The organism is Roseovarius sp. E0-M6 (assembly GCF_037083845.1).
GTDB lineage: Bacteria > Pseudomonadota > Alphaproteobacteria > Rhodobacterales > Rhodobacteraceae > Roseovarius.
This window is the reverse complement of the sequence record NZ_JBAPLA010000001.1, coordinates 829,155-849,781: the sequence shown is the minus strand read 5'-3', so window position 1 is coordinate 849,781 and position 20,627 is coordinate 829,155. Positions and strand designations below refer to the sequence as shown.

At 60.4% G+C, this 20,627-nt stretch carries 18 protein-coding genes; 8 read left to right on the top strand and 10 right to left on the bottom strand.

Annotated features, from left to right (window positions below; translation table 11 throughout):
* Positions 1-89: 89 nt before the first annotated feature.
* From V8359_RS04180 to V8359_RS04165, 4 genes are read right to left on the bottom strand one after another with little or no spacing between them, the layout of a single operon-like run.
* Entirely contained in the window at positions 90-1,301 is a 1,212-nt protein-coding gene (locus V8359_RS04180) for a beta-ketoacyl-[acyl-carrier-protein] synthase family protein (protein ID WP_336427451.1), read from the bottom strand.
* Positions 1,298-1,564 carry an acyl carrier protein gene (locus tag V8359_RS04175; protein WP_336427450.1) on the bottom strand — a complete coding sequence of 89 codons (267 nt, stop codon included), beginning with the start codon at positions 1,562-1,564 and terminating at the stop codon, positions 1,298-1,300. The genes V8359_RS04180 and V8359_RS04175 overlap by 4 nt, the downstream gene beginning before the upstream one ends.
* Positions 1,565-1,605: 41 nt before the next feature.
* The gene (lpxD, locus tag V8359_RS04170) at positions 1,606-2,697 is read right to left on the bottom strand and encodes a UDP-3-O-(3-hydroxymyristoyl)glucosamine N-acyltransferase (protein ID WP_336427449.1); all 1,092 of its coding nucleotides are present in this window, start codon (positions 2,695-2,697) and stop codon (positions 1,606-1,608) included.
* Between the two features lie 26 nt (positions 2,698-2,723).
* The gene (locus tag V8359_RS04165; protein WP_336427448.1) at positions 2,724-4,349 is read right to left on the bottom strand and encodes a L,D-transpeptidase family protein; all 1,626 of its coding nucleotides are present in this window, start codon (positions 4,347-4,349) and stop codon (positions 2,724-2,726) included.
* 330 nt (positions 4,350-4,679) lie between these two features.
* Here V8359_RS04165 and V8359_RS04160 point away from each other — a divergent pair, with 330 nt between their 5' ends.
* A complete protein-coding gene (locus V8359_RS04160) occupies positions 4,680-5,249 on the top strand; it encodes a YcbK family protein (RefSeq protein ID WP_336427447.1) in 570 nt (189 codons plus the stop codon).
* Between the two features lie 162 nt (positions 5,250-5,411).
* Here the strand turns inward: V8359_RS04160 and lipA are convergent, their stop codons facing one another.
* Together lipA and V8359_RS04150 are read right to left on the bottom strand one after the other, a co-directional pair.
* Entirely contained in the window at positions 5,412-6,362 is a 951-nt protein-coding gene (gene lipA, locus V8359_RS04155) for a lipoyl synthase (protein ID WP_336427446.1), read from the bottom strand.
* 162 nt (positions 6,363-6,524) lie between these two features.
* Complete coding sequence (locus V8359_RS04150) at positions 6,525-7,478, bottom strand: LysR substrate-binding domain-containing protein (RefSeq protein WP_336427445.1); 954 nt, start codon at positions 7,476-7,478, stop codon at positions 6,525-6,527.
* Between the two features lie 133 nt (positions 7,479-7,611).
* Between V8359_RS04150 and katG the strand changes: the two genes are divergently transcribed.
* Positions 7,612-9,798, top strand: coding sequence for a catalase/peroxidase HPI (gene katG, locus V8359_RS04145; protein WP_336427444.1), 2,187 nt, complete (start codon positions 7,612-7,614; stop codon positions 9,796-9,798).
* A gap of 107 nt (positions 9,799-9,905) precedes the next feature.
* On the top strand, positions 9,906-10,631 hold the full coding sequence (locus tag V8359_RS04140; RefSeq protein WP_336427443.1) for a VIT1/CCC1 transporter family protein: 726 nt from the start codon (positions 9,906-9,908) through the stop codon (positions 10,629-10,631).
* A gap of 23 nt (positions 10,632-10,654) precedes the next feature.
* Here the strand turns inward: V8359_RS04140 and V8359_RS04135 are convergent, their stop codons facing one another.
* On the bottom strand, positions 10,655-11,782 hold the full coding sequence (locus tag V8359_RS04135) for a DUF6456 domain-containing protein (protein ID WP_336427442.1): 1,128 nt from the start codon (positions 11,780-11,782) through the stop codon (positions 10,655-10,657).
* A gap of 246 nt (positions 11,783-12,028) precedes the next feature.
* On the opposite strand from V8359_RS04135, the gene V8359_RS04130 reads away from it, so the two are divergent.
* Positions 12,029-12,361: a DUF6477 family protein gene (locus V8359_RS04130; RefSeq protein ID WP_336427441.1), complete on the top strand. Its 333-nt coding sequence runs from the start codon at positions 12,029-12,031 to the stop codon at positions 12,359-12,361.
* Here V8359_RS04130 and V8359_RS04125 read toward each other — a convergent pair.
* Entirely contained in the window at positions 12,316-13,863 is a 1,548-nt protein-coding gene (locus V8359_RS04125) for a trimethylamine methyltransferase family protein (protein ID WP_336427439.1), read from the bottom strand. The genes V8359_RS04130 and V8359_RS04125 overlap by 46 nt on opposite strands.
* Positions 13,864-14,067: 204 nt before the next feature.
* On the opposite strand from V8359_RS04125, the gene guaA reads away from it, so the two are divergent.
* Positions 14,068-15,651 (top strand): glutamine-hydrolyzing GMP synthase, encoded by a 1,584-nt coding sequence (gene guaA / locus V8359_RS04120; RefSeq protein WP_336427438.1) that lies wholly within the window; start codon positions 14,068-14,070, stop codon positions 15,649-15,651.
* A 180-nt stretch (positions 15,652-15,831) separates the two neighbouring features.
* On the opposite strand, the gene speB is transcribed toward guaA, so the two are convergent.
* Entirely contained in the window at positions 15,832-16,773 is a 942-nt protein-coding gene (gene speB / locus V8359_RS04115; protein WP_336427437.1) for an agmatinase, read from the bottom strand.
* Positions 16,774-16,981: 208 nt separating this feature from the next.
* A complete protein-coding gene (locus V8359_RS04110) occupies positions 16,982-17,359 on the bottom strand; it encodes a nuclear transport factor 2 family protein (protein WP_336427436.1) in 378 nt (125 codons plus the stop codon).
* Positions 17,360-17,569: 210 nt separating this feature from the next.
* On the opposite strand from V8359_RS04110, the gene V8359_RS04105 reads away from it, so the two are divergent.
* From V8359_RS04105 to V8359_RS04095, 3 genes are all read left to right on the top strand, one after another.
* Positions 17,570-18,190 carry a COG3650 family protein gene (locus V8359_RS04105; RefSeq protein ID WP_336427435.1) on the top strand — a complete coding sequence of 207 codons (621 nt, stop codon included), beginning with the start codon at positions 17,570-17,572 and terminating at the stop codon, positions 18,188-18,190.
* Positions 18,191-18,237: 47 nt separating this feature from the next.
* Positions 18,238-19,137, top strand: a complete 900-nt coding sequence (locus tag V8359_RS04100; protein ID WP_336427434.1) for a DMT family transporter — start codon at positions 18,238-18,240, stop codon at positions 19,135-19,137.
* 127 nt (positions 19,138-19,264) lie between these two features.
* A complete protein-coding gene (locus tag V8359_RS04095) occupies positions 19,265-20,374 on the top strand; it encodes an OmpP1/FadL family transporter (protein WP_336427433.1) in 1,110 nt (369 codons plus the stop codon).
* The last annotated feature ends 253 nt before the right edge of the window (positions 20,375-20,627 follow it).

Below are 20,627 nucleotides of genomic sequence, written 5' to 3'. Positions count from 1 at the left end.
ATATGTTCGACGCAACATCGAATAATCAGAGCAGGTTGATCCAAAGTGGGGACCGATTTTCAACCCGAATTAACCGTGAGTGTGGCTGCTCACGCCGCCTTGCGAAGGGCGAGCACAGCGTTGAACCCGCCAAAGGCGAAAGCATTGCTCAGAGCGACCTCGACATTGGCCTCGCGCGCAACGTTCGGCACGCAATCCAGCGCACATTCCGGGTCAGGCTCTTCATAGCCGATCGTGGGGGCGACCACGCCATCTCTCAGTGCCATGATACAGGCCAGAAGCTCCACCGCGCCGGTGCCGCCGATCACGTGGCCATGCATGGATTTCGTTGAGGACATCATCAGGTTATCCGCATGCGGGCCAAACACATCCGCCACCGCCGCGCTCTCGGTCTTGTCGTTGGCGGCGGTGCCGGTGCCGTGGGCATTGATATATCCAACCTCTTCGGGGTTGATGCGCGCGTCGCGCATGGCCCCTGAAATTGCCCGTGCCGCACCCTGCTTGGAGGGCATGACGATATCGGCCGCGTCCGAGGTCATGGCATAGCCAATCACTTCGGCCAGTATCTCGGCACCCCGCGCCCGCGCATGCTCATATTCTTCAAAGACGAAGATACCCGCGCCCTCGCCCTGCACCATCCCGTTGCGATTGGCGGAAAAGGGCCGGCAGGCGTCGCGGGACATAACCCGCAGCCCTTCCCAGGCCTTGACCCCGCCAAAACACAGAATGGTTTCGGACCCACCTGTGACCATCACGGGGCTCACTCCGCCATGAACCATCTGAAACGCCTGCGCCATGGCGTGATTGGATGACGCACAAGCCGTCGAGACGGTAAAGCTCGGCCCCATGAGGCCGAATTCCATCGCCACATGGCTGGCCGCCGCGTTGTTCATGAATTTCGGCACCACGAACGGATGAATGCGGTTCTTGCCCTCTTCATAGAGTGCGCGGTAATTCTCGTCGATGGTGCTCATGCCGCCACCGGAATTGCCCAGAACCACACCGACGCGTGTCCCGAGTTCGCCCTCGAAGGACAGGCCGGACTGCGCGATCGCCTCGCGGGCGGCCACCATGGTGAACTGTGTGAACTTGTCGAAAAGTGCCAGTTGCTGACGGTTAAAGACCCTCTCGGGCTCAAATCCCTTGATCTGGCCGCCGATACGGATGCCAAGCCGGTCGACATCCCGCATCTCAAGCTGACCTATGCCGCACCGGCCTTCGCGCATGGCCTCGAGCGTTGTCGGAACGTCATGGCCAAGCGCGTTGATCGTGCCCGCGCCAGTGATCACCACACGCTTCACCCGTGCTGTTCCTTGACGAGTTTCTCGATCCCCGCAACGATGCTCGACACGCTGGAGATATCGAAATCACTTTCGTTGGGCTCATTTGCGTTGAACGGCACCGAAATATCGAACTCCTCTTCGATCGCGAAAATGCTTTCCACCAGACCCAGACTGTCGATACCGAGATCTTCGAGCGTGCTATCCATGGTCACGTCCGAAGGCTCCAGAACAGCCTGTTCGGCGATGATCTCGATCACTCGGTCCTGAATGCTTTTGCTCATGGGTCTCGCTCTTTGGGATACACGGACGCGTGCCCGCTGATTTAGTCGCTCTGATCGGTGTTGGAAACCGATTTCTTGAGTGCTGCCACATCGTCGAAAAGCCGACCCAGCCGCCGCAGATTGCGGTTGATGTTCATTTGCGTCTCCATCTTAATCGCTGGGTTTCCAAGGATCACACGGCCTGCCGGTGTCTTGGTGAATATCTTGGTCCCGCCGCCGGCGATTACCCTGTCACCTACGAAAATGTTGTCGCTGACACCAACCTGCCCGCCCAGAACCACGTTGTTGCCAATCCTTGTGGACCCCGCGATGCCCACCATGCCGCACAGAAGCGTATCACTCCCGATCACGACGTTATGTCCGATCATACATAGATTGTCGATCTTCGTCCGGTTGCCCACCACGGTGTCACGAATGGTGCCACGGTCGATGGCGGTATTGGCACCGATTTCCACATCGTCCCCGATCCGAACCGATCCAAGGCTGTGAATCCGGACATAGCTTTGCGTCTCTGTATCCGCCTGATCGCCCAATGTGGCGCGTGCCGCCTCGACGTTCGACAGGTCAGGAGTGACAAAGGAAAACCCGTCACCGCCAAGGGCACAGCCGGGATTGAGCACGACCCGATCACCGATGCGCACCCGCGCCGCGATCCGCACCCCCTCACGGACAAGGCAGGCTTCACCGATCTCGGCGTCGGCACCGATCGTGGCCTGCGGCCCGATCCGTGTGCCCTTGCCGATCCGTGCGCCCGCGCCGATCACGGTAAGCGGCCCGACCGAAACCCCCTCACTCAGTATGGCGCTGTCACTTATAATGGCCGAGGGATGAATACCATCGTCCCAGCCTTCGCCCTTGTCCATCAGCGCGGTCAGACCCGACATCGCAAAACGCGGGCGCGGCGCGATGATCGCGGCCTCAAGTCCAAGTGCCTGCCAATCGGCGCCATCCCAGACCAATGCCGCACGCGCACGGCCCTTTGGCAGCGCCTCGGCGTATTCGGGCTTCATTGCCAGCGCCAGATGATCTTCTGCGGCATCGGCAGGTTCAGCGACGCCGGAAATGCGAATCGAAGAGGCCCCAAGCGCCTGCGCGCCCAGTGCCTCTGCAATTTCCTTGACGGTATAGGTCATGCTCACCCCGTTCTTCGGGGTTTCGTTTACCCCTGAACGGCGCGCAGCGAAACCCCCGCCTGCTCCAGAGCGTTCCAGATGCGCGCATCCCGCCCATATACATCTTTGCGATAATTCGTATGCCCCTTCGCTTGGGTGAAGGCGGTGCGATATATGATGTGAACCGGCACCTTCTTGCGAAGCTTGACCTGCGTTTGCTGCCGCGTATCGAGCACCGAATGGAAGAACCTTTTCGGATCGCTTTCCTGCTTGGACAGAAGCGCATAGGCAAACTCGAACGGTTGATGGAGACGGATGCAGCCATGGCTGAAGTCGCGCTTGTTGCGCGAGAACAGGTTCTTGGCCGGGGTGTCGTGCAGATAGATGTTGTATTTGTTCGGGAACATGAATTTCACCAACCCGAGCGCATTGCGGTTCGACGGCGGCTGCTTGAGGTCGAAGGGAAAAGTCCGCGCATTGTAGGCATTGAAATTCACGTTGGCCCGGCTCACCTGCTGGCCGCGTGCGTTATAAAGCCTCAGATGGCCCGCCGCACTCGGGTTCCGCTGCATCTGCGGCAGGTATTCCTTGACGGTGATAGACCGCGGCACATTCCATGTCGGATTGATCTCCATGTATTCGATCTCATCCGAGAACTCGGGGCTACGGCGGTCCGGAACGTTTTTTCCGACAACCGCGCGGGTCTGAAACGTGACCTTGTCATTGTCGATGAGGCGCGCGCTGAAATCTGTCAGATTCACCAGAACATGCCGCTGTCCGCGTGGTTTGTTGTTCCAGCGTTCGCGCTCCATCGCGACCATGATCGACTGAAGCCGCGCCATGACCGGCTTGTTGATTTCGCTTATCGTCGAGGCGCCAGCCACCCCGTCGGCTTCAAGCCCGTGCGCCACCTGAAAGGCTTGAACCGCCCCGGCAAGACGTGCGTCATAGACTTGCGAGGCCGAGCGTTGCAAAAAGCCCATGGCCGTGAGCCGGTTGCGCAGCGCCACGACCGCAGCCCCCTGCGTCCCCGGCTTGAGCGCATTCGCGGGCACCCGTGGCCCCCAGCCACCGCGCGCCGCAAGCTGCTCCAACCGCAGTTTTTCCTTCATCAGCCGGCTATATTCCGCAGAGCGCGGCGGCAGACCCCGAAAGAACCCGCGCGGATTGTTCTTCACGAAATTCGTCATATAGGACACGCGGCTGCGGTAAGGCACCTGCCGCACGATGCCGCTATCAATCTTGCTCGGCACCAGTATCCCTGTCTGTAAATCGCCGGAAAGTTCGAGGAATGTCTTGCTCAGGGCCACTTCGATCTTGCCAAGGTCGCGCGGGGTGCGCGCCTGACGCATCATCGCCAGAAGCTCGTTAGCGCGATATTTCGTGGCCGGAAGCCCGTGATGGCCCGCACCCTCGATCGCTTCGAGAAGCGCCCGGCGGCGGGCACGATCATCGTCTGAATTCGAGGTCCAGATACCACGGTAGTTATTGGCCCGATAGAAAGCGGCAAGCTCGGTATCCCGGGCCGCAGCCTCCGCGATCGCCTGTTTGAACGCCGTGACTTCCGCGCGCGCGTCAGGTGCGGTCACGACAAGGCCGGCGATCGCCAGAATACAAATGGCAACAACCCTCTGAACCAACATCAGATGAGACGTTCTTTCTGCGACATTCATACCGCTTCCCCCAATGGCAACATAACTACAGTTCATTTCTTCAGGTTTCATGATCGAATACCACCACGCAAAGTCTACGCAAATTTGCGTGAGAGGTTGAATTCACCGCGCTGTCGCGGCCTTCCTGCATCGCCGCGGCGCATTTCGACCACATATCCTACCAAATGCGCGGAAAAATGCCCAAAACCCCTTGCGCGGAACCAAAAGGGCAAAAGCTGGTTGGTTACCGATTCTTTATGTGTCATAGCTAGCCTTGCATCTGGGGATGAGATGAACGCTCCCGCGGCTAAGCGGGACAAATTAGGCAAGCGACGGACAGGCGCAGACTACATGACCGATATCAAGACAACAGGCGTGACGCGGCGCGCCCTTCTGGGAGCTTTTGCAGCAACCAGCCTTGTGGCCGCCCCAACCTACTCCAATGCCGCAGGTTTTCTTCGCGGCGCTGGCGACATCCGACGGATCAAGATGTATTCCTCCCGAACCGGTGAGAAGATCGACACCATCTACTGGATCGAAGGCGAATACATTCGCGATGCCGTTCGCGAAATTTCCATCTTCATGCGCGACTGGCGCGTCGACAAGGTCAAGAACATCGACCTTCGCACGATCGACATCATGGCCGCCGCCCACGCGCTTGTCGATACGGACGAACCTTACAAGATGCTTTCGGGCTTCCGCAGCCCCAAGACCAACGCGATGCTCCGCTCGCGGTCGCGCAATGTGGCGCGCAATTCCCTTCACATGGAGGGTCAAGCAGCCGATCTTCGCCTTTCCTCACGCTCGGTCGGGCAGCTGAGCAAGGCCGCCCAAGCATGCCGCGCAGGCGGTGTCGGGCGCTACTATCGCTCGAACTTCGTCCACATGGACTGCGGTGATCTGCGAAGCTGGAACGGCTGACAGCCGACAAGCTCAGAGTTTTTGGTGTGTCTTTTCCAAACCAAGCCGGCCTTTCGGGGCCGGTTTTTTGTTGAGCGCATACCTTGTCCGGCTGAGAGGGCTAAAGCGTTTCGCGAAAAACTGTGAGTCAGGCTTTTCGCGAAACGCTTTAGATGACCAACCTCAAGAGGCCAGCGCCCTCTCCCGCGCCTCGCGCAGACGTGCGAAATCATCGCCCGCGTGATAACTCGACCGGGTGAGTGGCGTGGCCGACACCATGAGAAACCCCTTACCAAACGCGGCCTTTTCATAAGCAGCGAACTCCTCGGGTGTCACGAACCGGTCCAGCGCGTGATGCTTGGGTGTGGGTTGCAGATATTGCCCGATGGTCAGGAAGTCGATCTCGGCCGCGCGCATGTCGTCCATCACCTGATGCACCTGCGCACGCTCTTCGCCGAGGCCCACCATAATGCCGGACTTGGTAAAAATCGACGGGTCCATTTCCTTGACCCGCTGCAAGAGGCGTAGACTGTGGAAATAACGCGCGCCGGGGCGCACGCCGGGATAGAGGCCGGGAACGGTTTCCAGATTGTGGTTGAACACATCCGGCTTGGCCGCAACCACGGTTTCAAGAACCGATGGATCGCAGTTCAGAAAATCCGGCGTCAGAATTTCGATCGTCGTATCGGGGCTGCGATGCCGGATCGCGCGAATGGTCTGCGCGAAATGCTCGGCCCCGCCGTCGTCGACATCGTCCCTGTCCACGCTCGTCACCACCACATGATTAAGGCCCAGTTTCTGCACCGCGTCAGCCACACGCCCCGGCTCGAACGGATCAAGCTGCTCGGGTGGCTTGCCGGTCGCAATATTGCAAAAGGTGCAGGCGCGGGTGCAGACCTCGCCCATGATCATCATCGTGGCGTGGCCCTGATTCCAGCATTCGCCCACATTAGGACAGCCCGCCTCCTCGCAGACGGTGACAAGGCCATGCTCGCGCATCGTGCGCTTGGTTTCCATATAGCCTTTGCCAACCGGTGCCTTGACGCGAATCCAGCTCGGCTTCTTGGGTTGGGGGTTGTCGGGGCGCCTGGCCTTTTCCGGGTGACGCTGTTCAGGAAGTTTGAGATCACGCACGAATTTTTCCCCGCACATTCTTTGGTAAGGTGTCGTAACTATAAAGGCAGGCGATGGGATTTGCCAGTAATGTCGCCCGCGTTGCCGGGTCGATCTGTAACAAGTGCCCCATCACCTTTTAGCAGGATGTTCATGTCAGTGTGCCGTGGCGGGACTTGGCCGTCACGGCGCGTTTTGGGCGCCGTGTGGCCTGTTCTCTCGTGTTGCCATGATTATGGCTTTGCCCACCCGTTTAAGAACATCCGCAAGATCGGTGAACCATCCCCCCTCCTCAGTTCCTGCACGCCGCACCAGCACGATCTGCCGGCCCGGTTCGGGGACTGCGAACCGCGCCAGAACCAGTTCGGGCACAGCACGGCGTTCAATCTCGGCGGCCAGCTCCGGCATGAGGGTAAGGCCGAATCCCGCCGCGACAAGCCGTGACAACGTCGCCATCGACGAGGCCCCCATGTCGATGCCCGCCTGACCTCGCTCCCGGTTGCACAGCTCAAGCGCCTGATCGGTCAGGCAATGCCCGTCCTCAAGAAGCAAAAGCTGTGCCGACCCTAGCAAGTCTGGCCTGAGCGTCTCGACCTCTGCACCCGTCGCCGCCAGCCGCGCGGCACTTCCCGCCAGAAGGAAACGATCCTCAAAAAGTGAGGTGGCGCACAGCCCCCCGGTCTCTACCGGCAGCGCCATCACCGCCGCGTCAAGGCGCCCGCCTTGCAGCTCGTCAATAAGCTGTGCGGTTTGCGCCTCTTCGATCTGCACATCAAGCGAGATGTCGCGACTCCGCAACGCCTCAAGGGTGCCGGGCAGGATATAAGGTGCGATCGTCGGAATCATACCAAGCCTAAGCTGACCGGCCAATCCGTCATGCCATCGTGCAGCCTCTTCCAAGGCTTGCATCTCCGTATGTACGCGCTTGGCATGATACAGGATCGTTCGGCCAAATGGCGTCAGCACCACATCCCGCGCCCGCCTTTCAACCAAAGCCCGGCCAACCTGCGCTTCCATTTCGCGTATCTGCACCGAAAGCGCGGGTTGCGAAATATTAACTGTTTCCGCTGCGCGCCCGAAATGGCGCTGCTGCGCAAGGGCGCGGAAATACGCCAGTTGTCGTAAAGTCAGGTTCATAATTTTAAATTATGATAAAATGAATAAATGGCAATTGGATTTTATTGCAATCCTTCTCCAGATTGGCTTTAGAATTATTCCAAACCCGCATGACCATGCGGCGCAAACTGCTCAACATATCCGGAGGTCTGTCATGGACGGCACAAAATGCCCCTTCTCGAAACAGAAAACGGTCACGAACCGCGACTGGTGGCCCGACGCGCTCGATCTGCGCATCCTGCATCAACATGGCCGCAACCCAAGCCCTATGGGATCAGAGTTCGACTATTCCGAGGAATTTCAGAAGCTTGACCTGCAGGCTGTCAAAGATGACCTCTACACCCTGATGAAGGACAGTCAGGACTGGTGGCCCGCCGACTATGGTCATTATGGTCCACTTTTCATCCGCATGGCATGGCACGCCGCCGGCACATACCGGAGCGCGGACGGCCGCGGCGGTGGCAACACCGGCAATCAACGGTTCGCGCCGCTCAATAGCTGGCCTGACAACGGCAACCTCGACAAGGCCCGCCGCCTGCTCTGGCCGGTGAAAAAGAAATACGGCAATCAACTCAGCTGGGCCGACCTTCTTATCCTCGCAGGCAACTGCGCCATCGAATCGATGGGCGGAAAGGTTGAGGGCTTCGGTGGTGGCCGGGCCGACATTTACGCCCCCGAAGACGATGTGCATTGGGGCGCCGAGACAGAATGGCTGGCAACATCCGATCAGGAAAACAGCCGCTACTCTGGCGAACGCGAGTTGGAAAACCCCCTCGCCGCCGTGCAGATGGGTCTTATCTACGTCAATCCCGAAGGGCCTGACGGAAACCCCGATCCCGTCGCATCGGGGCATGACGTGCGCGAAACTTTCACGCGCATGGGCATGCATGATGACGAAACTGTCGCGCTTGTTGCCGGCGGTCACACATTCGGCAAGGCGCATGGCGCGGGCGATCCGATCTATGTCGGCCCCGAACCCGAGGCCGGCGGCCTCGAGTCGATGGGATTCGGCTGGAAAAGCAGCTACGAAAGCGGGATCGCAGAGCATGCGATCACATCCGGAATCGAAGGCGCCTGGAAACCCAACCCGACCACGTGGGACATGGGCTATTTCGATGTGCTTTTCGGCTATGAATGGGAACTGACCAAAAGCCCTGCTGGCGCGCATCAGTGGACGCCCAAGGATTGCCGCCCCGAACACATGGTTCAGGATGCGCATGAGCCTGATAAAAAGCATCCGCCCATGATGACCACCGCAGACATGTCGATGCGCATGGACCCGGGCTTTGAAAAGATTTCGCGCGAGTTCCATGCCAATCCCGAGAAATTCGCGGATGCGTTTGCCCGCGCATGGTTCAAGCTCACTCACCGCGACATGGGGCCGAAATCCCGCTATCTGGGCCCGGATGTTCCTGCAGAAGATTTCATCTGGCAGGATCCCCTTCCGGCTGTCGATCACGAGCTTGTCGACGCCAACGATATCAAGTCGCTCAAGAAAGATATCCTCGCGGCGGGCCTCTCGGTTGCCGATCTCGTGAAAACGGCATGGGGCTCGGCGGCTACGTATCGCGGTTCCGACTATCGCGGCGGCGCCAATGGTGCCCGCATCCGCCTTGCCCCTCAGAAAGACTGGGAGGTAAACGAACCACAGCGCCTGTCCAACGTGCTGGCCAAGCTTGAAGAGGTTCAGACCTCGTTCAATAACGGTCAGAGCGGCGGCAAGCGCGTGTCGCTCGCGGATCTCATCGTTCTGGGCGGTGTCGCAGCCATCGAAAAGGCCGCCGCCGACGCAGGAGAGCCCTGCGAGGTGCCCTTCACCCCCGGTCGGACCGATGCCACGGCTGAGCAGACCGACGAAGAAAGCTTCGGTTATCTCGAACTCGTGGCCGATGGCTTCCGGAATTACACCCAGACGAACTTCGGGATGCCGGTTGAGAAGCTGATGGTCGATCGCGCCCAGCTCATGGGGCTCACAGCGCCGGAAATGACGGTGCTCGTGGGTGGGATGCGCGCCCTTGGCGCCACCCATGGCGATAGCAAGCACGGCGTGCTGACGGACCGCCCCGGCCAGTTGAGCAACGATTTCTTCGTCAATCTGCTCGACATGGATATCGAATGGTCCTCCACCAAGGAAGATCAGTCGGAATTCGTCGCCAAGGACCGCAAGACCGGCGAAGAAAAATGGACCGGCACACGCTATGACCTCGTTTTCGGGTCGAATGCGCAATTGCGTGCGCTGGCCGAAGTCTATGCGCAAGACGACGCCGGGCCGCGCTTCGTGTGCGACTTTGTCTCAGCCTGGACCAAGGTGATGGACGCCGACCGCTTCGACCTCGCCTGATCCATAGGTATCGCGGAAAAGGGCGCCCCATGTGACGGGGCGCCCTTCTCTTTTGCGGGCGCACAAGGCATTTTGGTCGGTGAATCAGACCGGCGAAGGCAGGAACAATGGACTGGCGGCAACACCGGCGTGATGCGCATTCTCTCGGGCGCACGCAGGAATTTCTCAAGCAAATCGTTTATGGCGGCAATGACGGGATCGTCACCACCTTCGCCATTGTCGCAGGCTTTGCGGGTGCTTCGGCGCAGGGCGTGGCACAGATCGGCGGCGTGGCGGTTATCGTGTTCGGGCTTGCCAACCTCTTCGCCGATGCGATCAGCATGGGACTGGGTGAATTCCTGTCGCTCCGGTCCAAGCATGATCTCTACCACGAACGCCGCCGGAGCGAACTTCAAGAGATATCGGAAAACCCTGATCAGGAACGCACCGAGCTTTTCGAGATATTGCGACAGCGTGGCGTGCCCTCAGGTGAGGCCGATACTGCGGCCTCAATCCTCTGTCGCCACCCCGAGATCATGGCCGACCTGATGATGACTTACGAATTCGGTATGGCGAACCCCGAGGACGAAAACCCGATCATCAGCGGCCTCTTTACGTTTGTTTCGTTTGTTGTCTTCGGCGCCGCGCCACTGGTGCCCTATTTCATGCTCGAACCCGGCCAAGACACCTTTCACCTGTCGATTATCACGACCTTTGGTGCGCTGCTTGCCTTGGGCCTTCTACGTTGGAACGCCACGGGCGAACATGTCGCCCGTAGCGTCGGGGAAACCGTGCTTATCGGTACGGTCTGCGCTGTGGTGGCCTACGGTGTCGGGCATCTCGTTGCCGCCTGAGGCGCTTTGACGCGGAGCATCGCCTAGCCGATCATGCCCGCCTCATCGCCCAATCCCTCATAGAACCGGCGCAACCGCTGAAGCGCGATACGCAGCACGATCTTGCCTGACCGTGCCGACCATCCCATCCGCTTCTCGGCGCTTTCCAACCCCTCAAGCTTACAGCAGCAGCGCAGGGCAATATCGCCCAGACCCGGTCCAAGGTCGCGCAACGCGGCTTCCGCCCGACGCCCCGCATCCGTGGCCGAGAACGGCGCGGACCCGCGGCCTGACCGGGCGGAGCCGTCAACGCGCCCGGTCATGACCCGGCTCCAGTCCATCGCCACCTGCCCCGTGGCCATGTGCCCAAGCTCGAAATCCTCGCGTAGGCGTTCGCCCGCCCGGACAAGTTCCGCAGAGAGAAAGTGTCGCCCCGATTTGTCACGCCGCCGCGCCAACGCAAGGAGCGGCGTCAGCCCCGCAGCACAGCGCCCCGCCTCCACCGCGCCCTGCGCGAGGACTTCTTCCTCATCCCGGCCCTGGGTCTCGCCCAGTGTGGCGCCCAAGGCCACGCTTTCGGCCCGCGCCATCATCCGGCCAAGCTCGGCCCGGCCTTCGCGGGTGATCCGATAGCGCGAGATGCGCCCGGGCGCGTCGCAACTGATCCAGCCATTAAGGGCCATCGCCTCGGCTACTGCACTTTCGGCGACGGCCGTGCGCGCCTGCGTTCCGGCCTCGGTGTCACGCACCACAACGGCCTTTTCCATATCCGCCGCCACGGCAAGCACCGCACCCCGTTCGATCAGATGCCGCAAGAGGCGCAGCGCCTCGCGTTCAAGTCGCGCCCGGCTTAAGTCGCCGGCGACCGGTTTGGTCTCGAAGTCCCCATCAATCGTCATTGTCGTCATCTCCTTGGCTGGAGAACCGGCAGGGCCCTTGCGGGCCATGTCGCGGCCCAGACGCCTAAGCGCCTGATCCACCAGAAGATCGTCACGACGGGCTTCATACGTGCGAATACGTCGCAGCACGGTCGAAGCATGACAGCCCGTCGCGCGCGCCAGCGCCCTTATCGGAGCGCCGGTTTCGGTATGCTCAAGATACTGGCGCGCCTGTTCAGGCACCCAACTTGGCAATGTTGCATTGCTGTCGGCATAGCGTATCGCGTCCCACATCGTCGATCCTCCAGTCCCCTTGCGCCCCATCCTGCGGAGATCTGCTTTTCCACAGACTTATCCACAGGCGCAGACACAACCTAAGGGGGTTTTTGTTACCGGTTCGTTAATTGTCTCCCACCTGAGAACAATTGTTTACGAATGGTTAACAGTGCAAAACTTGATCGAACGGTGACTGCGCAAACCACGCAACGCCCTTTTAGGTTGTGTAATCTTGAACCACCAACAGCCAGAAGGACCGTCCCGATGCATGAAACACTCAAGGAATTCGCCGCGCTGCGCCGGCCCCGCCTTCTGATACGTGCCGCGCGGATCGGCGTTCCCGGATATACCCGCAAGGCGCACCTGCCGCGTATTCTTGGATATGGCGGCACATTCAAAGGGGCCCAGGCCGTAAGGCGCCTTCTGGACATGGAAACGGCGCTGAACACTCAGCGCCGCCAATCGGATGCATCCTACAGCGTAGCCCGGCATGTGGACGTGCTTATCGCCTTGATGGGCGAGGCGCGACTGCTGCGCGCCTCGCACGAGGCTCAGGTGAAAGCGTCGGGCATCGAGTCTTTTTTGCGCGCGACATAGTCGTTCAGCCCGTCGAGGATACCGGGATCAAGCGCGGGTTGCTGATAGTTCGTGATCAGGTGCTCGACCCGCCTCGACGCAAGGGTGCGGCTGTCGCGGCCGCCCTCTTCTTCCCAAGTCTCGAAGGGTTTGTAGTCGAAGACTTCGGTTTTCCAGAACGCCTCTTTGAAGTTGGCCTGCGTGTGCGCGCACCCCAGGTAATGCCCGCCCGGGCCGACCTCGCGGATCGCGTCCATCGCCTGACCGTTCTCGTCCACGTTCACGCCCTTCGCCAAGCCGTGCAGCACGCCCAGTTGATCGGCGTCCAGAACGAACTTCTCGAAATCGGCCACAAGGCCGCCCTCGAGCCAACCACACGAATGCAACATGAAGTTCACACCGGCCAGAAGCCCCATGTTCAGGCTGTTCGCCGTCTCATAAGCGGCCTGTGCATCGGGCAGTTTGGAGCCACAGAACGACCCGGCCGAGCGAAAGGGAAGGCCCAGACGCCGCGCAAGCTGACCGGCGCCATACGTGATGAGCGACGCCTCGGGTGTGCCAAAGGTGGGCGCGCCCGAGTTCATGTCGATCGAACTGACGAACGCGCCAAAGATCGCGGGCGCGCCCGGTCTTACAAGTTGACTGTAGGCGACTCCGGCCATCACCTCGGCGAGAACCTGTGTCAGGGTGCCCGCGACGCTGACCGGCGCCATCGCGCCGCCCACGATGAAGGGCGAGATGATGCAGGCCTGATTGTTCGCCGCAAACACCTCCAGCGAGCCCATCATCACATCGTCGAAGGTCATCGGCGAGTTGATGTTGGTCAGCGATGTCATCACCGTGTTGTCCTGAACAAACTCCTTGCCGAACAGGATTTCGCACATCTCCACGCTGTCCTGCGCACGCGATGGGTCGGTGACCGAACCCATAAACGGCTTGTCCGATAGGGTCATGTGCGCCATCAGCATATCGAGGTGGCGCTTGTTGACCGGGATATCCGTCGGCTCACAGATCGTGCCACCCGAATGATGCAGCCATTTCGACATATAGGTCAGCTTCACGAATTTCTCGAAATCCGCCATCGTCGCATAACGGCGCCCCCCCGAGACATCGCGCACGAAAGGCGGGCCATAGACAGGCGCAAGAACAAGGTTGCGACCGCCGACAACCACCGATTTCTCGGGGTTGCGCGCATGCTGTGTGAACTCTCCGGGTGCGGTCGAGATAAGTTTCCTTGCCAGACCACGGGGAATGCGCACCCGTTCTCCATCGACATCCGCGCCCGCATCGCGCCACCGCTCGAGCGCGGGAGGGTTGTCAACGAAATTGACCCCCACTTCGGCAAGGATGGTCTCGGCATTGGTTTCAATGATGTCGAGGGCCTCTTCGTTCAGCACCTCGAAGTTCGGGATGTTGCGCTGAATATACTTCGCGGTTTCGATCCGCACGGTCGTGCGCTCGGCGCGCCGGGCCGCACCTCCGCCACCACGTCCACGTCTGCGTGCTTCTGCTGCTTCTGCCATCTTCGACATCCCTTGTTCACTGCCGCGCCCAATTCCGGGCACCGATTGGTGCTTGGTTTATCGCAGCGACCGGGGCTTTCGGAGGATATATCCGCCACCTGAGACGCGAAAGCGACATCACAACGCGGCAATTTCAGTTTTCCGGGCCCGTCCTGCGCCCGCGACATCTTGCGCATCACTGGTCTTGCGCTTACGACGCTTGCCATGATCACAGACACCATCACCGAAAACCACGACCGCCTGCTCATCATAGATTTCGGCAGTCAGGTCACACAGCTCATCGCGCGCCGGCTGCGCGAACTGAGCGTTTATTGCGAAATCCATCCCTACCAGAACGTGACCGATGCGTTTTTGGCCGAGTTCGCGCCGCGCGCGATCATCCTGTCGGGCGGGCCGGATTCAGTGATGCGCGAGGGCTCTCCGCGGCCACCACGCGCGATTTACGATCTGGGCGTGCCGATCCTTGGCATATGCTATGGTCAGCAGGTGATGATGCACGATCTGGGCGGGCGCGTCGAAGCGGGCGAGCACGCAACGGCCGAATTCGGTCGGGCCTTCGTCACCCCCGAAGAAGACCGTATCGACCTTCTGACAGGTTGGTTCATGGATGGCAGCGGACGCGAGCAGGTTTGGATGAGCCATGGCGACCATGTCGCTGAAATTGCACCGGGTTTTGCCGTTTATGGGACGTCCCCCGGCGCCCCTTTCGCGATCACGGCGGATGCCGAGAGGCATTTCTACGCAGTGCAGTTCCACCCCGAGGTTCATCACACCCCCAACGGCAAGACGCTTTACGAGAACTTCGTGCGCGCCGCCGGCTTCAAGGGCGACTGGACCATGGACGCCTACCGCGACGAGGCCATCCGCAAGATCCGCGAAGAGGTGGGCGATCGCAAGGTTATCTGCGGCCTGTCGGGCGGCGTTGATTCGAGTGTCGCTGCGGTGCTGATTCACGAGGCGATCGGGGATCAACTGACCTGTGTTTTTGTTGATCACGGCCTCCTGCGCCTCAACGAGGCCGAGGAAGTGGTCACGATGTTCCGCGATCACTATAATATCCCGCTGATCCACGCCGATGAATCCGATCTCTTTCTAGGTGAGCTTGAGGGCGTAAGCGACCCGGAAGAAAAAAGAAAAACTATTGGCCGCCTCTTTATCGACGTGTTCCAGAAACATGCTGACCGCATCGACGGCGCGGAGTTCCTCGCGCAGGGCACGCTCTATCCTGACGTGATCGAATCTGTCTCGTTCTCGGGCGGTCCCTCGGTCACGATCAAGTCGCACCACAATGTCGGCGGCCTACCCGAGAAGATGGGCCTGAAGCTTGTCGAACCGCTGCGCGAACTCTTCAAGGACGAGGTGCGCGCATTGGGGCGCGAACTTGGCCTGCCCGACAGTTTCATCGGACGCCACCCTTTCCCCGGTCCCGGCCTCGCCATCCGTTGTCCCGGTGCGATCAGCCGCGACAAGCTTGATATCCTGCGCAAGGCTGACGCGGTCTATATCGACCAAATCCGCAAACACGGCCTCTACGACGAAATTTGGCAGGCCTTCGTCGCCATCCTGCCGGTGCGCACCGTGGGCGTGATGGGCGACGGGCGCACCTATGATTACGCCTGCGCTCTGCGCGCCGTCACCTCGGTGGACGGGATGACAGCGGACTACTATCCCTTCAGCCACGATTTCCTCGGTGAGACGGCGACACGCATCATCAACGAGGTGCGCGGCATCAACCGTGTCACCTATGACGTGACATCCAAACCTCCGGGCACGATCGAGTGGGAGTAAGCGTCGGCGGCGCAGGCCTGAGCTCCCGACAGGGCGGTGCCAAGGCTGACATTCGAAATCAAACCGGGGCGCGCTTCTGCGCAGGACCAAGCGACAGTTCGGAAACCTGACCTTAAAGCCCGCGCAACGGCGGGGCGCGGCAAAGCACCTCTCCGATCACCGCGCTCCGCCTGTCTTGTCCTATTTTTTCGATGCGATCAGGCAGATCATTTCAAGCAGAATGGTCGCCCCGGCAAGCGCGGTGATCTCTGCATGATCAAAGGGCGGAGAGACCTCCACAACATCCGCACCAATCAGGTTCACACCGCCCAGCTTTCGGATCAGCGACATCGCCTGCCATGTGCTTAGGCCCCCGCAAACCGGCGTTCCGGTGCCGGGCGCAAAGGCCGGGTCCAGCGCGTCGATGTCAAAGGTCAGGTAGGCCGGGCGGTCGCCCACCACCTGCTTGATCCGCTCCACGGTCGCTGCAACGCCTTGTTCGTGGACGAACTCGGCCGTCAGCGTGTTGAACCCGTGCGATTTTGCGTTGTAGGTGCGAAGCCCGGCCTGAACCGAATGCTCCGCGTCCAAAATACCGTCTTGAGCGGCGTGATAAAACATTGACCCATGATCGAACCGTCTGGGATTTTCTTCCCATGTGTCGGAATGCGCATCTATCTGGATCAGGGAGATCGGACCATATCGTTCGGCCTGCGCCCGCAACACAGGTTCGGTCACCGAATGGTCTCCGCCCATCGTCAGAAGAAGCGCGCCTGAGGCCAGAATACCCTTGGCTTCCTCGTAAATCGTTTCAGGGATTTCCGTCGGAAATCCGGGGTCGAACGTACAATCGCCGTAATCCACCATCCGTAGCTTTTCGAAGGGATCAAACTCCCAAAACCACGGGCCTCCGTCCCAAGCGAGATTGGTCGACGCGGCGCGAATGCCGCGCGGTCCGAACCGGCAGCCGGGTCGATTGGTGACACTCAGGTCATAGGGCACCCCCCACGCGACGATATCGACACCGTCAAGATCACGCGAATATTGTCTGCGAAAGAGGCTGTTCGCGCCGCTATAGGTCGGTTCATAGCCCATACCGAACTGATGGTTTCCAACAAAGGCACGATCGGTTGAATCTACCATGATTACGTCTCCCGACTCAGAAGGCGACAGCGTTGAAGAATGATTTCCAAGCGTATCGGGTAGTCCGTTGCACTCCAACACTGCACACTCGGCGAAACCCGGAACAAGTCGAAGTTTCGAAACCTTAGATCAGTTAAATCCTAACCACGGCGCACCACGTGACCGCGCAGCCCTGTTGCGCGTCCCCTGCCAGCCATAATCGCACAACCTATTTCGGCAGCATGAAGAACTCTTCGCGGGCGATCTTGCCGTCCTCGACTGTATAAATCGCAATCTCCCGCAAGGTCATTTTCTTCCCGCTGGCCTTCTGCGTCACGTCCGCCTCGAGACGCACGGCGAAGCGATTGGGCGGATGGATGTAAGGACCATCCGCCTCGAGCGTGTGGATGTCATGCGTTGCCGCCCAATCCTCGCGTTTCGCTCTGATTGCGCCACGCCCCTTGGCGATCCGTACATCGCGCCCGGGAGGCACGACAGCTTCCACCGATTGCGCGTTTTCGGCATAGACTTCGTCGACATGCGCGATGCCCCGACGCGTCACCATCGCCTCAACGAAATCCCGTCCGAGTTTGATCAGGTCTTCCATACGAACCTCCTCTTGTTTACCGCCAAGCGTAACAGAGTTTCACGGCGCGCGACTTGACCACGATCAATGTGGGCCGAGAGCGGGCCCTTCGCATCGGGGCAATCCGCCCGTTTGCCTGACGCAGGCCATGCCGCTTCGCAAAGGCCAGTAGGAATCCGATCTGTTTTTCGCTAGGTTGTCCTGCATCTGACATCGCCCGAAGGAGGCCCCATGCGCGCCCTCACCCTCGCCCTTGCGACCGCTCTCGCCGCGCCCACCCTCGCCTTGGCAGAGCCGAGCTATCACCGCGTGACCGGCGTTGCCTCGGACGACACGCTCAACGTCCGGTCCGCCCCCGACGCAAGCAGCGCGGATATCGGCGATCTCGCTCATGATGCCACGGCGATCGAAGTGTCACGCACCGATGCCTCGGGCGGTTGGGGGCGCATCCTCTGGAACGAAGGAAACGGCTGGATATCCATGCGGTTTCTCGCCCCCGATCCACAGCCGACCCTTGGCAAAAGCGGTTTGCCCGTCGGCCTTGAATGCAGCGGAGCCGAGCCCTTCTGGGGGCTGTCCCTCGGTGCGGCCTCGGCACGCTACTCAGATATCGGCGGCAGCGATCTCGACCTCAACATCGCGGACACCCTCGTGGCGCAGGGGCGTCTCGCGTGGCCCGCTCTTGTGTCCATGGAAGGCCCCGGGAGTAACGGCGAGGCCATTTTCGAAGCTCGACAGTGCAATGATGGCATGAGTGACCGCGACTATCCCTGGCAGGTCGATTTTCTTCTGACCCGGTCGGGCAACCGGAGTTTTGTCACGGGCTGTTGTTCCTTGCCTCTCGGGGATTAGGGTTCGCGGAACTTGTAACCCTCGTGGCACGTCGGTAACGCTTGCACATGTCCGACGCGCCGCATCCCCTTCCCACTCCACGCTTCGACGATACGGCGCGCGCGGCGTTGTGGATGATCGGGCTGATCTGCTCGTTCTCGGCGATGGCTGTGGCCGGACGCGAGGTCAGCTTCGCGTTCGACACGTTCGAAATCATGATGTATCGCAGTGTTTTCGGGCTCCTCATCGTGATCGTGGTGGCCACCCTCATGGGGACGGCATCCCAGATCACCCTGCGTAGTCCGGGCACCCACGTGATCCGCAACGTGGCGCATTTCGCCGGTCAGAACCTCTGGTTCTATGCCATCACGGTCATTCCGCTGGCACAGGTTTTCGCGCTCGAATTCACCGCGCCACTCTGGGCGCTGTTGCTTGCGCCGCTGGTGCTCGGTGAGCGATTGACATCGCGCCGAGCTCTTGCCGCGCTCGTGGGGTTCATCGGCATTCTCATCGTCACCCGACCAAGCCCAGACACCCTAAGCTGGGGCCTCGGGGCGGCGGCCACAGCGGGTATTGGCTTTGCCGTGACCGCGATTTTCACCCGCAAGCTCACACGAACCGAGAGCCTGACCTGCATCCTCTTCTGGATGACCGTGATTCAGGCCGCGTTCGGCGTGATCTGCGCGGGCATCGACGGTGATATCGCCCTGCCCGACCTCGTGTCGCTGCCGTGGCTGGTGGTGATCGCGCTTGGCGGGCTCTTTGCGCATTTTTGTCTGACCAAGGCGCTTTCGCTCGCGCCTGCCACCGTCGTGATGCCGGTGGATTTTGCGCGGCTGCCGATTATCGCGGTGATCGGAATGCTCTTTTATGGCGAGTCGCTCGACATGCTCGTCTTCGTCGGCGCCGGCATCATTTTTGCCGCGAATTACGCCAATATCCTGCTCGAGACCCGCAAAAAGCGGTGAGCCGTTACAAATCTGTGTCATTTCCGACACCCTGCACCCCAGCAATTTGCCATGACGCCGCGTCAGTATTTGAGCGCGGAACAGGCCTAGATAGGGTCAGGTCAATTGGTTTTGGAGGAGCGTAACCATGAAATCCACTCTGTTAACGGCGGTCTCCGCGCTTGCAATCTCTGCCGGATCGGCCCACGCCGGAGGCCTTGACCGCAGCGGCACGCCGATCGACATCATCTTCGAAGACGGCAACCGCCTTGAACTCAGCTTCGGCACCGCCGTGCCTGACGTCACGGGCCGAGACCTTCTGGGCAACAACCCCGGCGACGTGGCCAACCAGTTCACACAATGGGGCTTCGCGGTCAAATACCAGTATAACGAGAAACTCTCGTTCGCGGTCATCATGGATCAGCCTTATGGCGCCGATGTCCAGTATTCTGGCAACCCGGCCACCACGCTTCTCGGCGGCACCTCGGCCGAGGCCGACAGCTTCGGGCTGACCGCGCTTGCACGCTACAAGTTTTCCGACCGGTTCTCGGTCTACGGTGGTCCGCGCCTCGTCAACGCCGATGGCGCGATCTCTCTTTCTGGTTTGGCTTATGGCCCGCTCAACGGCTACAACGTGCGCTTCGCCTCCGACACCGGCTATGGCTATGTCGTTGGCGCGGCCTACGAGATCCCGGACATCGCCTTCCGCGCGGCGCTGACCTATCACTCCGAAATTGACCTCACGATGAAGACACAGGAACAGCCCGCCGGCGCGCCCGGCTTTGTTTCCACCGGTGTCACCAACGTGACCTTGCCGCAATCGGTCAAGCTCGCGGTGCAATCGGGTGTCGCCCCGGGCACGCTTGTCTTCGGCTCGGTCCGCTGGTCCGATTGGGAGGAGTTCTCGCTCAATCCGCCAAGCGCGGTTCCCAACCTTGCCGAGATCGACGAGGCATGGACCTATGAGATCGGCGTTGGCCGCCAGTTCAACGACCGCTTCTCGGGAAGCATCTCCGTCACCTATGAAGAAGGCGGCTCCGACAATCTCGTGTCGCCGCTTTCGCCCACCGACGGGTCAACCTCGGTCGCCATCGGCGGCAAGTATCAGATCACCGACAATGTCGATTTCTCGGGTGGTCTTCGCTACACGTGGCTGGGCGATGCGCGCCCCGAAACCGGCACGCCGGACACGGCCCGCGCCAACTTCAACGACAACAGCGCCGTCAGCGTTGGGTTCAAGGTCGGCGTGAGCTTCTGATCACACGGACTGTCTGACATGATGACCCCCGCCCCTCACAGGGCGGGGTTTTTCGTATCTTACGATCATCACTCGCGTGCTCACTCTCCGGCCTGTCGTAACCCGGACGTGTCGACATCGCCTGAAACATCGCGCCAGCGTTAAGCTGGGCCAAGCCGCGCGCCAGAGGCAAGCCGTATGAACGCGCTATTCAGGCTCAGAACGTCATTCAAGAAAACCCAACGCGCAAAGAAAAACGGGGCCCCCGTAGGCG

Excerpts from the sequence above, each read along its gene's own strand:
- V8359_RS04135 (WP_336427442.1), bottom strand. The coding sequence starts at position 11,782 with ATGTGGGACGCGATACGCTATGCCGACAGCAATGCAACATTGCCAAGT.
- V8359_RS04095 (WP_336427433.1), top strand. The coding sequence starts at position 19,265 with ATGAAATCCACTCTGTTAACGGCGGTCTCCGCGCTTGCAATCTCTGCC.
- V8359_RS04105 (WP_336427435.1), top strand. The coding sequence starts at position 17,570 with ATGCGCGCCCTCACCCTCGCCCTTGCGACCGCTCTCGCCGCGCCCACC.
- speB (WP_336427437.1), bottom strand. The coding sequence starts at position 16,773 with ATGGTAGATTCAACCGATCGTGCCTTTGTTGGAAACCATCAGTTCGGT.
- V8359_RS04125 (WP_336427439.1), bottom strand. The coding sequence starts at position 13,863 with ATGGCAGAAGCAGCAGAAGCACGCAGACGTGGACGTGGTGGCGGAGGT.
- lpxD (WP_336427449.1), bottom strand. The coding sequence starts at position 2,697 with ATGACCTATACCGTCAAGGAAATTGCAGAGGCACTGGGCGCGCAGGCG.
- V8359_RS04100 (WP_336427434.1), top strand. The coding sequence starts at position 18,238 with ATGTCCGACGCGCCGCATCCCCTTCCCACTCCACGCTTCGACGATACG.
- V8359_RS04140 (WP_336427443.1), top strand. The coding sequence starts at position 9,906 with ATGGACTGGCGGCAACACCGGCGTGATGCGCATTCTCTCGGGCGCACG.
- V8359_RS04130 (WP_336427441.1), top strand. The coding sequence starts at position 12,029 with ATGCATGAAACACTCAAGGAATTCGCCGCGCTGCGCCGGCCCCGCCTT.
- V8359_RS04110 (WP_336427436.1), bottom strand. The coding sequence starts at position 17,359 with ATGGAAGACCTGATCAAACTCGGACGGGATTTCGTTGAGGCGATGGTG.
- guaA (WP_336427438.1), top strand. The coding sequence starts at position 14,068 with ATGATCACAGACACCATCACCGAAAACCACGACCGCCTGCTCATCATA.
- V8359_RS04165 (WP_336427448.1), bottom strand. The coding sequence starts at position 4,349 with ATGAATGTCGCAGAAAGAACGTCTCATCTGATGTTGGTTCAGAGGGTT.
- katG (WP_336427444.1), top strand. The coding sequence starts at position 7,612 with ATGGACGGCACAAAATGCCCCTTCTCGAAACAGAAAACGGTCACGAAC.
- V8359_RS04175 (WP_336427450.1), bottom strand. The coding sequence starts at position 1,564 with ATGAGCAAAAGCATTCAGGACCGAGTGATCGAGATCATCGCCGAACAG.
- V8359_RS04160 (WP_336427447.1), top strand. The coding sequence starts at position 4,680 with ATGACCGATATCAAGACAACAGGCGTGACGCGGCGCGCCCTTCTGGGA.
- V8359_RS04150 (WP_336427445.1), bottom strand. The coding sequence starts at position 7,478 with ATGAACCTGACTTTACGACAACTGGCGTATTTCCGCGCCCTTGCGCAG.